General features: G+C 60.6%; 12 protein-coding genes and 1 pseudogene. 4 read left to right on the top strand and 9 right to left on the bottom strand.

Going from position 1 to position 13,113, the window contains the following annotated elements:
- Window positions 1-6: 6 nt before the first annotated feature.
- From HX805_RS24070 to HX805_RS24050, 5 genes are read right to left on the bottom strand one after another with little or no spacing between them, the layout of a single operon-like run.
- The gene (locus HX805_RS24070; RefSeq protein WP_008432346.1) at window positions 7-987 is read right to left on the bottom strand and encodes a MoxR family ATPase; all 981 of its coding nucleotides are present in this window, start codon (window positions 985-987) and stop codon (window positions 7-9) included.
- Window positions 984-2,141, bottom strand: a complete 1,158-nt coding sequence (locus HX805_RS24065; protein WP_177081663.1) for a DUF4350 domain-containing protein — start codon at window positions 2,139-2,141, stop codon at window positions 984-986. Before HX805_RS24065 ends, HX805_RS24070 begins: the two co-directional genes overlap by 4 nt.
- Window positions 2,138-3,667 (bottom strand): DUF4129 domain-containing protein, encoded by a 1,530-nt coding sequence (locus HX805_RS24060; RefSeq protein ID WP_177081662.1) that lies wholly within the window; start codon window positions 3,665-3,667, stop codon window positions 2,138-2,140. Before HX805_RS24060 ends, HX805_RS24065 begins: the two co-directional genes overlap by 4 nt.
- The gene (locus HX805_RS24055) at window positions 3,654-4,634 is read right to left on the bottom strand and encodes a stage II sporulation protein M (protein ID WP_003214164.1); all 981 of its coding nucleotides are present in this window, start codon (window positions 4,632-4,634) and stop codon (window positions 3,654-3,656) included. The genes HX805_RS24060 and HX805_RS24055 overlap by 14 nt, the downstream gene beginning before the upstream one ends.
- A complete protein-coding gene (locus HX805_RS24050; RefSeq protein WP_003214165.1) occupies window positions 4,631-5,323 on the bottom strand; it encodes an RDD family protein in 693 nt (230 codons plus the stop codon). Before HX805_RS24050 ends, HX805_RS24055 begins: the two co-directional genes overlap by 4 nt.
- A gap of 189 nt (window positions 5,324-5,512) precedes the next feature.
- On the opposite strand from HX805_RS24050, the gene sbcB reads away from it, so the two are divergent.
- The gene (gene sbcB / locus HX805_RS24045; protein ID WP_003214166.1) at window positions 5,513-6,940 is read left to right on the top strand and encodes an exodeoxyribonuclease I; all 1,428 of its coding nucleotides are present in this window, start codon (window positions 5,513-5,515) and stop codon (window positions 6,938-6,940) included.
- A gap of 90 nt (window positions 6,941-7,030) precedes the next feature.
- Here sbcB and mvaT read toward each other — a convergent pair whose 3' ends face one another.
- A complete protein-coding gene (gene mvaT / locus HX805_RS24040) occupies window positions 7,031-7,405 on the bottom strand; it encodes a histone-like nucleoid-structuring protein MvaT (RefSeq protein WP_003209760.1) in 375 nt (124 codons plus the stop codon).
- Window positions 7,406-7,754: 349 nt separating this feature from the next.
- On the opposite strand from mvaT, the gene purU reads away from it, so the two are divergent.
- The gene (gene purU / locus HX805_RS24035) at window positions 7,755-8,603 is read left to right on the top strand and encodes a formyltetrahydrofolate deformylase (protein ID WP_003209762.1); all 849 of its coding nucleotides are present in this window, start codon (window positions 7,755-7,757) and stop codon (window positions 8,601-8,603) included.
- An 84-nt stretch (window positions 8,604-8,687) separates the two neighbouring features.
- A complete protein-coding gene (locus HX805_RS24030; protein WP_102370299.1) occupies window positions 8,688-8,888 on the top strand; it encodes a hypothetical protein in 201 nt (66 codons plus the stop codon).
- Between the two features lie 10 nt (window positions 8,889-8,898).
- Here HX805_RS24030 and HX805_RS32665 read toward each other — a convergent pair whose 3' ends face one another.
- Both HX805_RS32665 and HX805_RS32660 read right to left on the bottom strand, forming a co-directional pair.
- On the bottom strand, window positions 8,899-9,663 hold the full coding sequence (locus HX805_RS32665; protein ID WP_371132408.1) for a methyl-accepting chemotaxis protein: 765 nt from the start codon (window positions 9,661-9,663) through the stop codon (window positions 8,899-8,901).
- Window positions 9,664-9,756: 93 nt separating this feature from the next.
- A pseudogene (locus tag HX805_RS32660) lies at window positions 9,757-10,788 on the bottom strand (cache domain-containing protein); the annotation flags it as partial.
- A gap of 196 nt (window positions 10,789-10,984) precedes the next feature.
- Between HX805_RS32660 and HX805_RS24020 the strand changes: the two are divergent.
- The gene (locus HX805_RS24020) at window positions 10,985-12,463 is read left to right on the top strand and encodes a helicase HerA-like domain-containing protein (protein WP_177021879.1); all 1,479 of its coding nucleotides are present in this window, start codon (window positions 10,985-10,987) and stop codon (window positions 12,461-12,463) included.
- Between the two features lie 121 nt (window positions 12,464-12,584).
- On the opposite strand, the gene HX805_RS24015 is transcribed toward HX805_RS24020, so the two are convergent.
- Window positions 12,585-13,040: a DUF721 domain-containing protein gene (locus HX805_RS24015; RefSeq protein ID WP_008432358.1), complete on the bottom strand. Its 456-nt coding sequence runs from the start codon at window positions 13,038-13,040 to the stop codon at window positions 12,585-12,587.
- Window positions 13,041-13,113: the final 73 nt, after the last annotated feature.

Raw genomic sequence — 13,113 nt, 5'->3', positions numbered from 1 at the left:
GGCGTCTCATTGGCGTGGCGCCGGGACCTGGTCCAGCAATTGCCGGAGCACCTGGTCGACTTCCAACCCGTCGATATCCAGCTCCGGGGCAATACGCACCCGATGGCGCAACACTGCCAGGGCGCAGCCCTTGATGTCGTCCGGGGTCACGAACTCGCCCCCGCGCAGCAAGGCCCGCGCCCGTGCACCGCGAACCAGGGCGATGGAGGCCCGGGGCCCGGCGCCGATGGTCAGGCCCGGCCAACTGCGCGTAGTGCGGGCCAGGCGCACGGCGTAGTCGAGCACCTGCTCATCCAGCGCCAACTCGCTGGCAATCTGTTGCAACAGCAGCACGTCTTCGGCTTGCAGCACCGTGCGCAGCGGCTGTACGTCGAGCATGTCGGCTCGGGACGAGCGGGTGACTTCGCGCACCATGTCCAGTTCCTGCTGTGCCTCGGGATAGTCCATGCGCACCTTGAGCATGAAACGGTCCAGTTCGGCTTCGGGCAACGGGTAAGTACCTTCCTGCTCGATGGGGTTCTGGGTGGCCAGTACCATGAACGGCTGGCCGATGGGCAGCGCCTCGCCTTCAAGGGTTACCTGGCGTTCCTGCATGGCTTCCAGCAACGCTGCCTGGGTTTTCGCCGGGGCACGGTTGATCTCGTCAGCCAACAGCAGGTTGGTGAACAACGGTCCCTTGCGCAGCTTGAACTGTTCGGTATGCAGGTCGTATACGGCATGGCCGGTCACGTCGCTGGGCATCAGGTCCGGGGTGAACTGGATGCGCGCGAACTCGCCTCCAAAACAGCGTGCCAGCGCGCGTACCAGCAAGGTCTTGCCCAGGCCGGGAACCCCTTCAAGCAACACATGGCCGCCCGCGATCAACGCCGTGAGCACGTCATCGATCACCGGGTCCTGACCGATAACCGCCTTGCGCAGTTCGACGCGCAAGGCCTGGGCCAGTTGGCTGGCGCGCTGAATCGGGTCAGTGGCGGGAAATTCGCTCATAGGGCATTCCTGAGGGTTTGCAGGCAGGCCACCTGGCGGCTGAAATCGGCGCTGGAGAGCCGTTTCGTCGCAGGTGGGCCAAGGGCCTGGCTGATAACAAGGGAGGGTTGGCGGGTCAGGCGTTCAAGCACCCGCAATTGTTCGGCTGTATCGAGGTGTTCGAACCCGGGATGACGGCGCCGAGCGGTGCGCTGGATGTCGCGCTGCAAGGCTTGCAGCAAGCTGTCTTGCCCGCTGCGGCGCAACATGAAGTCGGCACTGGCGTTCAAGTGTTCCTGCAATTGCCGCCGTGCCTTGGGCGCCGGTTGCCGGATCGGACCCTGGCGCAGGCTGGCGTGCCAGAGGCCCAGGGCGATCAGTGCGGCAAGTGCCACCAGTGCCTGGGGGAAGTAGCGCAACAACAGGCTGAACAGGTCCTCGACATCAGTGTTGAACAGCAGTGTGACCTGGGTGCCCTGGCTCAGGTACCAGAGCAGCCACGCGTTATCGTGCAGGCCGATGCCGGGGTTTTTCCACAGGTCGCTGTCGGTGACCACGGTCACACGCCCTTGCCCGAGGTTGACCTGCATCAGGTGCGTCGACCGGGCGCTGTTGGCCGAGAATTGTGCCAGGTGCCTGGGGTCGGTGAGGTTGAAGTCGGTGTCGAAGCTGAAATAGGCCGGCGCTGTTTCGTTGTCCACATAGAGTTTGGTCAGGTCCGGCGTTTTCTTTTTACGCGCGGGTGCCGGAGCGTCGAATTCTTCACTGAAGGATTGGTGTATCTGCACACGATCCAGCAACAGGTCGCCACTTTCACCGGTGTCCTCATCCCACAGCGCTTCGGCTACCAGCAGCAGATGGCCGCCAGCCCGGGTCCACTGCAGCAATTGATCAACCTGGGGCGGGCTCATGTTGCTGCGCTCGCCCAGCAACAGCAGGCTGTTGCCCTTGGGCGAAAGGCTGGCCAGCCGTTCGAGGCTGTTGGCATGTTCCACCACCAGGCCCTGCTGGTGCAGAAAGTGTTCAGCTGCCAGGTAGGGGTTGGCCAGGGCTTCGGGTGAAGGGCCGCGATCGACCACTTCCTGATAAGGAATCGCCTTGTGCCAGGCATAAAAACCGCCGGCTGCCAGCAAGCCCGCGACCAGCAGCCCGACCCACAGCAACGGCCGGTTCATTGCGCCGCTCCCGAACCGAACAGGGTTCGCCAATCGCTGCATAGCTGTTGTTGCGCCAAGGCAGGCGGCAGGCGATGGCCATAGGCAAGGTTTTGCCAGTAACGGGTCAGCTCACCGCTGAATGCCAGCAGCTGCGGTTGTTGCAGTTGGCGGATACGTTCCAGGACTTCACCTTCCGTGTCGGCACTTTTCAGCGGCAGGTTGAAGTCGTGCAGCAAGCGGCTGAGCAACCCACGGTAGAGCAGGCCGAGGGCTTCCCGGGGCTGTGTTGCCCACAGCTGTTCGGCGGCGTCTGCGATGTCTTCGGGCAAGGTGTCAGCCCCCAGTTCAAGGCCGAACAGCTGCGAAGGCACGGGTTTGGCAGCCTTGGGTTTGCGCGGGCTGCGGCGGCTGACAAAGGCATGCAGCCAGTCGCGGTAGCGCCAGATCACCAGTGCCAGGCCACCTGCCAGCAATCCCCAGAGCAGTACTTCAAGGCCCTTGGCGATGTGCTTGAACGAATCACTGTTGAGGTTTTTCAGCAATGCTTCCAGCCAGGCTGGCAGCTTGGCATCACCTGCCGCTTTGTTTTTGTCGGCTGCTTTATCCTCGCCGAAGCGGTAGCGAGTGAGCGTTTCCGGGTTCTTGAACGGTGGCTGCTCCAACAGCGTCTTGATCGAGTGACTGGCCGATTGTGTAGTCAGCGGCGTTTGGGGAACCGGTTCATCAGCCCATGCCGATGGGATCGGCGGAATCAGCGTCAGCCCGGCCACCAGCAACAGCAGCGACGCCACACCGCTCAGGCGCTGGCGCATTCGGCGGAACACCAGTTCCAGGTCCCAGGCTTCCAGCACCGTGCGGCGGTTCAGGTAAAGGCTGAAGCCACAGGCGACATAGATCGGCTCCCAGAACACCAGGATCAAGGCGTAGAACATGTTGGTCAGGTGCTCCAGCCAACGCCAGTCGTGGCCGGCGGTGAGCACCAGTTGCTGCCAATCCCAGTCGCGTTCGACCTCTTGCGGCAGGAAGAAATAGAACACGGCCATCAACCCGAACCACAGGGCGATTTCCAGGTGCACCCCGATCAGGGTCAGCCAGCGCGCGGCGCCTGCGTTGCGCTGCTGCAACACCCCGAGACGTTGTTGGCGCGCCTGGCCTTGCAGCCCTTCGAGCTGGACCACCGGCATCTCGAAGCTACGGCTGAGGCTGAAGCGCCGCCAGGTCAGGCTGGCCAGCAGTTGGCCCTTGAGCAGCCGCGGCGATTGGCGCAGCGCTTGTTTCAGGCTGGGTGTTTCGCCGAACAGGGCCTTGGACAGGATATACAGTGGCAGGCGGTCGAAGGCGGGTTTCAACCACCAGAACAGCAACAGCGCCGTGGTGGGGTGATTCCACAGCAGCACGCTGAACAGGGCGAAGACCGGCAAGGTCACGATGGCCCAACTGCTCATCAACAGCAGTCGATGTTCCCGGGCCAGCAGGATGCCGAGGTCCATGGCCTCCCAGGAGGTACGCGGGCGGATCACGACGCTGGCATCACTCAGGCGCATGGCGATTCCGTCCGGCAAACAGCAGGTAGGCCGCCATCAGCAACCACAGGGCGGTGCCGACCAGGTACTTGACCCACGGCGCCACGGCATTGGTGGACGACCAGTACGCCTCGATAAACGCGGCGATCAGCAGGAACACCATCACACCACAAATCATTTGCACACTTTTGCGCGCGGCCAGGCGCAGGGATTCGCCTCTGGTGAGGGGCCCCGGTGCAATCAGCGCCCAGCCCAGTTGCAGGCCAGCCGCGCCAGCCAGGGCAATTGCGCTGAGCTCGAAGGCGCCATGGCCGATGACAAATGACCAGAACGTTTGCCCGTAGCCGATTTGCGTCAGGTGCCCGGCAACGGCGCCAATGATCAGGCCATTGAAGAACAGGAAAAATACGCTGCCCAGGCCGAACAGCAGCCCGGCGGCAAAGGTCTGGAAGGCGATACCGATGTTGTGCATCACGTAGTAGCCGAACATCATCCAGTCTTCGCTGGAAGCGCGTTCGGCTGCCCGGCCCAGGCGGCTGGCATCGGGGTTGTACATGGCCTGCATCTCGGCCACCTGCCGAGGGCTGACGATGCTGTAGATCAAGTCCGGAAACAGGTACACCAGCAAGGCAATGCCGAGCAGGCTGCCAAAGAACAGCAGGCCGGCAGCCAGCACAAATGGCCATTGCGCGCGAACCAGCCTGGGGAAATCGGCCAGCAGGAAGCTCAGCACGTTTGCCCCCATCCGGCTGCGATGACGATACAACTGTTGATGGCCGCGCAAGGCAAGCTGCTGCAACGGGTCCACCAGGTAGCTGCTGTAGCCGCGCTCCTGGGCCAGGGCCAGGTGCTGGCACAACTGCCGGTATTGATGAGGGAAGTCGACGAAGTCGGCGCCTTTGGCTTTGCCTTTCTCCAACTGCGTCAATTGCTCGGCAAAGGCTTGCCATTGTGGCTGATGGCGGCTTTCGAAAAGACTCTGTTTCATGCTGGCCCCAACAATCCGCGGGCCACACCGTTGAGTTCTGCCACGGCGCGGGCAGGGGAGACCTGCAGGGGCGTGGCCAGGATAGCGGCCAGTTCGTTGACCCGTTCGGCCGACAGTTCGCCCTGGCGTTCGGCGAAGCTGAGAATCGCCCGTTGTTCGTTCAGCTCAAGGGCGAACGGCAGGCGCAGCGCCGGGGCCTGGGGCACTTGCGGGCGGGAAAGCGGTTGTTCGCGGTAGATCACCAGGGTCCCGGCCGCCAGGTCGCCCAGGCGCTTGAAGTTGGGGTGTTGCAGGCAACTGATGGCGCCGAGGAAATAGCCGAAGGGCAGCATGTCGACAAAACGCAGCAGGTTACGGATCAGCGAGGCGGACCAGCCGATGGGCGTGCCGTCGTCCTGTACCACCCGCAGGCCCATGACCTGCTTGCCGGGCGAGCAGCCCTGGTTGAGCACTTCGAAAAGCACCATGTACCACCAACTGACGAGGAACAGCAGCAGCGAACCCAGGCCAATGCCCAGGTTGCCGAGAAAGGCCAATGCGATAAACAGGATGCCGAGAATCAGGCCGCGCAAACCCAGGTCGAAGGCAAAGGCCAGTGAGCGTACCAGCAGGCCGGCCGGGCGCAGGGGCAGGTCGATACCCTCCGGGGTCTCGATCTGGTAGCGGGTATCCAGTGGCGCAGGTGGCATCGCGGTCCTTGGCAGTGCGGCGCTGGCGCCTGGGCGGCAGCGGCGGGGTTGGAAAGACCGATGCTAGCAGTGTCGACGGTGGAAGCAACCACTCAACGATTTACTGAATATTTGTACAGGGAACACAGCGCTGGCCCCCGATGCCTGCAAGCGCCTAGACTTTGCCGGTCTTCAGCACAGGAATAGCCCGTGACCACCATTTTCTGGTACGACTATGAAACCACCGGCATCAATCCGCGTACCGACCGCCCGCTGCAGGTAGCCGGTATTCGCACCGACCTCGAGCTTAACGAGGTCGGGCCGCCGGTCAATCTCTACTGCCACCCCAGCGACGATATCCTGCCGCATCCGGCAGCGTGCGCGATCACTGGCATCACTCCCGGCGTGCTGGCGGAAAAAGGCCTGGCCGAAGCCGACTTCATGACCCGGGTGCACGCCGAGCTGGCCACCCCGGGCACTTGCGGGGCCGGCTACAACACCTTGCGTTTTGACGATGAGATGACGCGCTACAGCTTGTACCGCAATTTCTTCGATCCCTATGCCCGGGAATGGCAAGGCGGCAACAGCCGCTGGGACCTGATCGACGTGGTGCGCACTGCCTACGCCCTGCGCCCTGACGGGATCGTCTGGCCGGAACAGGACGGGCGCGTCACCCTCAAGCTTGAGCGGTTGACGGCCGCCAACGGCATCGACCACGGCCAGGCCCACGACGCCTTGTCCGATGTGCGCGCCACCATCGCCCTGGCCCGGTTGATCCGCGAGAAGCAACCCAAGCTCTATGACTGGCTGTTTCAACTGCGTAGCAAACAACGGGTCATGGACCAGGTGCGGTTGTTGCAGCCGATGGTGCATATTTCCGGTCGTTTTTCTGCCGAGCGTCATTACCTGGGGGTGGTGCTGCCGCTGGCGTGGCACCCGCGCAATCGCAATGCATTGATCGTCTGCGACCTGGGTCTCGATCCGCAAGGGCTGTTGGACGAGGACGCCGATACCTTGCGCCGGCGCTTATATACTCGCCGCGACGAGCTGGCCGAAGGTGAGTTGCCGGTACCGCTCAAGTTGCTGCACATCAATCGTTGCCCGGTGGTCGCACCGTTGAGCGTGCTTCGGCCGCAAGACCGCGAGCGTTTGCAGCTGGATATGGATGAGTGTGATGCGCGGGCCCTGCGGCTAAGCGACGCACAGGAACTATGGCGCGATAAACTGGCGGCGATTTACGCCGAGGAAGATTTTGCGCCAAGCGCCGATCCCGAGCAGCAGCTATACGATGGTTTTATCGGGGATCGTGATCGACGTTTATGTGAGCAAGTGAGAGTCGCCGAGCCGGCGCAACTAGCGCGCCAGCAATGGCCTTTCGATGATGAACGTTTGCCTGAATTATTATTTCGCTATCGTGCACGCAACTTTCCAGACACCTTGAATAGTGAAGAGCAACAACGCTGGAGAGTTTTCTGTCAGCAACGTTTGTCAGACCCTCAATGGGGCGCGCCAAACACCCTTGAGGGTTTTAAGCAGGCGTGTCTTGAGTTGGCTGTTAGTGCCACACCGTTTCAGCGCCAGGTGCTTGATGAATGGCAGGAGTATGTTGATGCCTTAGCGACTCGAATGAGTCTGTAATCAGCTTCCCGGTAAAATACGGACAATAAAAAACGCCAGCAAGCTGGCGTTTTTTATTGCGTTGCGTATCACGCAGCGTCCTGGCGAGGCTTAGCCCAGCAGGGTAGCCCAGCCTTCAACCACGTCGCCGCCCCACTTGGCTTTCCACTCTTTCAGAGTCTTGTGGTTGCCACCTTTGGTTTCAATCACTTCGCCGTTGTGCGGGTTTTTGTATTGTTTAACCTTGCGTGCACGCTTGGTGCCGGTAGCTTTTACGGCGCCACGTGGAGCCTTAACTTTCGAATCCGGATCCAGCAGCGCGATGATGTCACGCAGGGATTTGGAGTATTCGCCCATCAGGGTGCGCAATTTGCCTTCGAATTCCAGCTCGGTTTGCAGTTTGTCGTCTTGGGACAGGTTCTTCAAACGGGCTTGCAGCTCTTTGATAGCTTCTTCGGTGGCGCGATATTCGTTGATCAGGGACATGGGGACTACCTTATGCAGGGCGCTGGGTGAAAGGGGATAGTGGCTCAATAATAGTCAGACAGTTTGCCCAAGTAAACATTTAAGGCCGCATTTATGTAATTTACTTTGGTTGTTTGTGGCAAAAGCGTGGAATTGAGTTAATTAGTAAGGGGGATGGCCTAAAGATACTCTGGTTAAGTCTTGGCTTACTGCCGGAGTCCACGCGTTTGCACACATAATGGGGAAAAACCTTACGCTATTAAGGGGCAGGGTTGACGCAGCCGATCAGAATAAGCGTTGAGGAATACTGCAGTTTTTCTGCGCAATCGCTAGAATGGCGGCCTTTGCGAAGTTCTGGAGTTTCCCCCTAATGCGCACTTTTCGGCTGGTGATTGCTTGCCCGGACCGGGTTGGCATCGTTGCCAAGGTCAGTAACTTTCTGGCTTCCCACAACGGCTGGATCACCGAAGCGAGCCATCACTCGGACAATCTCAGCGGCTGGTTTTTCATGCGTCACGAAATTCGTGCCGATACGCTGCCCTTTGGTCTAGAGGCATTTCGCGAGGCATTTGCGCCGATCGCTGAAGAGTTCTCGATGACCTGGCGCATCACCGACACGGAACAGAAAAAACGCGTGGTCCTGATGGCCAGTCGTGAGTCCCACTGCCTGGCAGACCTGCTGCACCGCTGGCACAGCGATGAACTGGACTGCGAGATCTCCTGCGTGATCTCCAATCACGACGACCTGCGCAGCATGGTCGAGTGGCATGGCATTCCGTACTACCACGTCCCGGTCAACCCGCAGGACAAGGAGCCGGCCTTCGCCGAGGTCTCGCGCCTGGTCAAGCAGCACGATGCGGACGTCGTGGTACTGGCGCGCTACATGCAGATTTTGCCGCCGGAGTTGTGCAGTGAATACGCTGGCAAGGTGATCAATATTCACCACAGTTTCCTGCCATCGTTTGTGGGTGCCAAGCCGTATCACCAGGCATCCCTGCGTGGCGTTAAGCTGATCGGTGCAACGTGCCACTACGTCACCGAAGAGTTGGACGCCGGTCCCATCATCGAGCAGGACGTGGTGCGTGTCAGCCATAGCGACAGCATCGAAGACATGGTCCGTTTTGGCCGTGACGTCGAGAAGATGGTGCTGGCTCGCGGCCTGCGCTATCACCTGGAAGACCGGGTACTGGTGCACGGCAACAAGACTGTCGTGTTCTGATTGAAGTGTTTTGATTGAAGAATGAAGGGCCTGGGCGTTAAATCGCTACAGGCCCTTTTTTTGAGCGCGGGTGAGGACTGGAGCATGAGCGATCCACTGGACAAGGCGACTTCCAAAGCCCCCGCGACGCTGGGAGAGGGTTGTTTGAGTCGATATGACCCGGATGACCTGAGCAGTGAGGACGGCACCGAGTTTCCAGGCGCCGCCGAGTTGTGGGAACAATTGCAGGACACATCCGAATTGCCTGTAGAAAAGGCGTCAGCGGCTGTGCAAGGCAGCCGCTGACCCGGCGGGATCAAATCCGGAAACTACCCACCAGTTGTTTCAAGCGCGCCGCTTGCTGTTCCAGGTCGGAACAGGCCCGCAAGGTTGATTGCAGGTTTTCCACACCTTCCTGATTGAGGGTGTTGATCTCGGTGATGTCCATGTTGATTGACTCCACCACTGAGGTCTGTTCCTCGGTAGCGGTGGCTACCGACTGGTTCATCCCGTCAATTTCGCCGATACGCTGGGTCACGCTGTTCAGACGCTCGCCCGCCAGGTTGGCGATTTCCACACTGTCCTGGCTGTGCCGCTGGCTTTCGCTCATGGTGCTGACCGAATCCCGGGCGCCGACTTGCAGCTCCTCGATCATCTTCTGCACCTGCTGCGCCGACTCCTGGGTGCGGTGCGCCAGGTTGCGCACTTCATCGGCCACCACCGCAAAGCCGCGTCCGGCTTCCCCGGCCCGTGCGGCTTCAATCGCCGCGTTGAGGGCCAGCAGGTTGGTTTGCTGGGAAATGCTGGTGATCACTTCCAGAATCTGCCCGATGTTCACTGTCTTGCTGTTAAGCGCTTCGATATTGGTGCTGGAGGCGCTGATCATCTGCGACAACTGGTTCATCGCCTTGATATTGCGTTCCACCACTTGCTGACCGTCTTCGGCCAAGTGCCGGGCATCGCTGGCCTGGTTGGAGGCCTGTGCGGCGTTGCGGGCGATTTCCTGGGCGGCGGCCCCCAGCTCGTTGATCGCGGCCGCGACGCTGTTGGTCCGGTTGGCCTGCTCGTCGGAATTGACCATCGAGGAATTGGAGGCGCTGACCACCCGCAGGGCCACTTCATTGACCTGCTCGGTGGCCGAGGAAACTTCGCGAATCGAGGTGTGAATCCGCTCCACGAAACGATTGAAAGCGCTGCCAAGCACGCCGAATTCGTCGTGGTTCTGGATGGTCAGGCGGCGGGTCAGGTCGCCTTCACCGTCGGCGATGTCTTCCATGGCGCGGGTCATGACGTGCAGTGGCTGCAGGAGGATGCGAATCAGCATGCCCAGCAGGGCGATGATGATGACCACGGCGATGATCGTGGCGATGATCGCCGAGGTGCGGAATTCGCTGAGCATGGCGAAGGATTTATCTTTATCCACCGACAGGCCGAGGTACCAGTTCACTGAGGGCAGGCCCTTGATCGGGGTAAAGGTGACGATACGTGTCTTGCCGTTTACCTCGACTTCACTGAAGTCGCTGCTGATTCGGGGGGTGTTGTTCGGATACACGTCGGCCAGGGTTTTCATCACCAGGCTCTTGTCCGGGTGTACCAGCACTTTGCCGTCGGCACTGACCAGGAAGGCATAACCCATGCCGCCGAAGTTCAGGGCACCGATGTTGTCTACCAGGGTTTGCAGGCTCAGGTCGCCGCCCACCACGCCGACACTCTGGCCGGCCTTGGTGCTGGGGGTGGCGATGGAGATGATCAACTGGCCGGTGGCCGCGTCAATATAGGGTTCGGTCAGGGTTGAGCCGTTGCTGCCCTGCGCGCCCTTGTACCAGGGGCGTACCCGTGGGTCGAAGCCGTCGGGCATCTTGGTATCGGGGCGGATGACGAAGCCGCCCTTGCTGTCGCCAAGGTACGTGGCCATGAACGAGGACGTCAGGGCCTTCTGTTCCAGGAGGCTGGCGACGCTGGTTGAATCCGGGTTGATGGCGATGTTCTGTGCGGCGCTTTCTATCAGCACAATGCGCCCGGTAAGCCAGGTCTGGATGTTGCTGGCAGTGACATCGCCCATTTCATGCAGGTAGTTGTTCAGGTCGTCGCGAATCGCATTACGCTGCAAGTAGTCGTTGTAGAGGGTAAACAACGCAAAGGCGGCAATGACGACAAGAGCGGCGGCAAGCAGGATTTTATGGCTGAAACGCAGATTTTTATTCATGGCTTGTGGGGTCCGCTATGGTCTTAATATCCGATGCACGTCCTTCTGGGACGCGCGGAATGGCTGCGTCAAAAAAAGTGTGATATTTCCATCTGCTCCTGCAGGAATTATCCGGCCTGTTTTTCCAAGACTTTTTGGGTCTCTCGCTTTATCTGTATCGACCATTCAGCGCCAAAGATTAACCATGGGTGACAAAATGCCTGACTCCTCGCAACTCATTATTGGTGCAGACCTTCAGGGCCAGCCGATTGCCCAGTCGATGCGCCTGGCCAACCGCCACGGCCTGATCGCAGGCGCCACCGGCACCGGCAAGACCGTGACCTTGCAGCGCCTGGCGGAAGCCTTCAGCGACGCCGGCGTCGCGGTATTTGCCGCCGATATCAAGGGTGACCTGTGTGGCCTGGGCGCTGCGGCCAACCCTCAGGGCAAGGTCGCCGAGCGCATAGCCGGCATGCCTTTCCTTAATTACACGCCCAAGGCGTATCCGGTGACGTTGTGGGATATCCACGGCCAGTCCGGTCATCCGTTGCGCACCACCATGAGTGAAATGGGCCCGCTTTTGCTCGGCAGCCTGTTGGAGCTCACCGACAGCCAGCAATCGGCCCTCTACGCAGCCTTCAAGGTGGCCGATCGTGAAGGCCTGTTACTGCTGGACCTCAAGGACCTCAAGGCGCTGCTGAACCATTTGCGCTATCACCCGGAGTTGCTCGGGGAAGACGCGGCCCTGATGACCACCGGTTCCAGCCAGGCGCTGTTGCGGCGCCTGGCGGTGCTGGAGCAGCAGGGGGCCGAAGCGTTGTTCGGCGAGCCGGCGCTGCAACTCGAAGACATCCTGCAACCGGCCAGTGACGGCCGCGGGCAAATTCATCTATTGGACGCCAGCCGGCTGGTGCATGAGGCGCCGAAGGTCTACGCGACCTTCCTGCTTTGGCTGTTGGCCGAACTGTTCGAGCAACTGCCGGAACGTGGCGATGCCGACAAGCCGCTGCTGGCGCTGTTTTTCGACGAGGCGCATCTGTTGTTTGCCGACACCCCCAAGGCCCTGCAGGATCGCCTGGAGCAAGTGGTGCGGCTGATTCGTTCGAAAGGGGTCGGTGTGTATTTCGTCACCCAGTCTCCGGGAGACCTGCCGGACACGGTACTGGCGCAACTGGGCTTGCGCATCCAGCACGGCCTGCGGGCGTTCACTACCAAAGAGCAGAAATCCCTGCGAGCCGTGGCCGATGGCTTCCGACCCAACCCGGCGTTTGATGCGCTGGCGGTGCTGACCGAATTGGGGACGGGTGAGGCGCTGGTGGGAACCTTGCAGGAAAAGGGGACGCCTGAAGTAGTCCAACGCGTACTGGTAGCACCGCCGCAATCGCGGATCGGGCCACTGAGCGAAGCTGAGCGGGCAGCACTGATTGCCAGTTCGCCATTGCAGGGGCGCTATGACAAGCCGATTGATCGTGAGTCGGCGTACGAAGTGTTGATGGCGCGCAAGGACCTGGGGCCGCAACAGGAGGCGACGCCCGCAGCTGAAGAACCGAGCTTCACCGACAAGGCCGGTGCGTTCCTCGGTACTACGGCAGGCAAGGCACTGAAATCGGCGATGCAACAGGCGGCCAATCAGATGGGCCGGCAGTTGGTGCGCGGGTTACTGGGGTCTTTGTTAGGCGGCAGCAAACGTAAATAACGATGGGATCAAATGTGGGAGCGGGCTTGCTCGCGAAAGCGGTGGATCAGTCAATATATGCAGTGACTGACACGCCACCTTCGCGAGCAAGCCCGCTCCCACACTTGGTTCTACGCCGGTCTCAGGTTTTGGGTTTGGCGTGAGCGGCCAGCCGCTCCAGCGCAGCGCGTAAGTTCGGATCGGTAATCCCGTCTGCCGTGGCCTGAATGGTTTCGGCGGCGATTTCCGACAAATCCATCGTATGCCCCACCGCACCTTGCGGCACGGTCGGCGGTTGCACCTTGAACTGGATGCGCGTCAGGCTGGCGAATTCGTCGAAGGCCATCAATTGGCGCTGCAAACGTTTCTGCTGGTAGCGCAGGCGCGTCGCCCAATGGCCGTCAGTGACGATCAGCAGCAGATTGCCCTCGCGCCACGAGGCCACATGGCAGTGTTCGCGAGCGGCGGGCTGCAGTTGGCTTTCTACCAGGCGTTGCAGATGACCAAGGCGTTGCGCATGGCCGAAGATGGCTTTTAAAGGCTTGGCTTCGCGAAGCAACACGGCGGGAGCTCGGGCCGTAAGAGGGCGAAATGCCATGACTAGACACCTTAAGTAACAGAGAGGCCATGGTAGCAGAAAGCGTCTGCGACACCGCCGCCATTGCATTACC

The sequence above is a fragment of the Pseudomonas sp. G5001 genome (assembly GCF_013385475.1).
Classification (GTDB): Bacteria; Pseudomonadota; Gammaproteobacteria; order Pseudomonadales; family Pseudomonadaceae; genus Aquipseudomonas.
The sequence above is the reverse complement of the archived record's forward strand: the minus strand, read 5'-3'. Positions and strand labels throughout refer to the sequence as shown.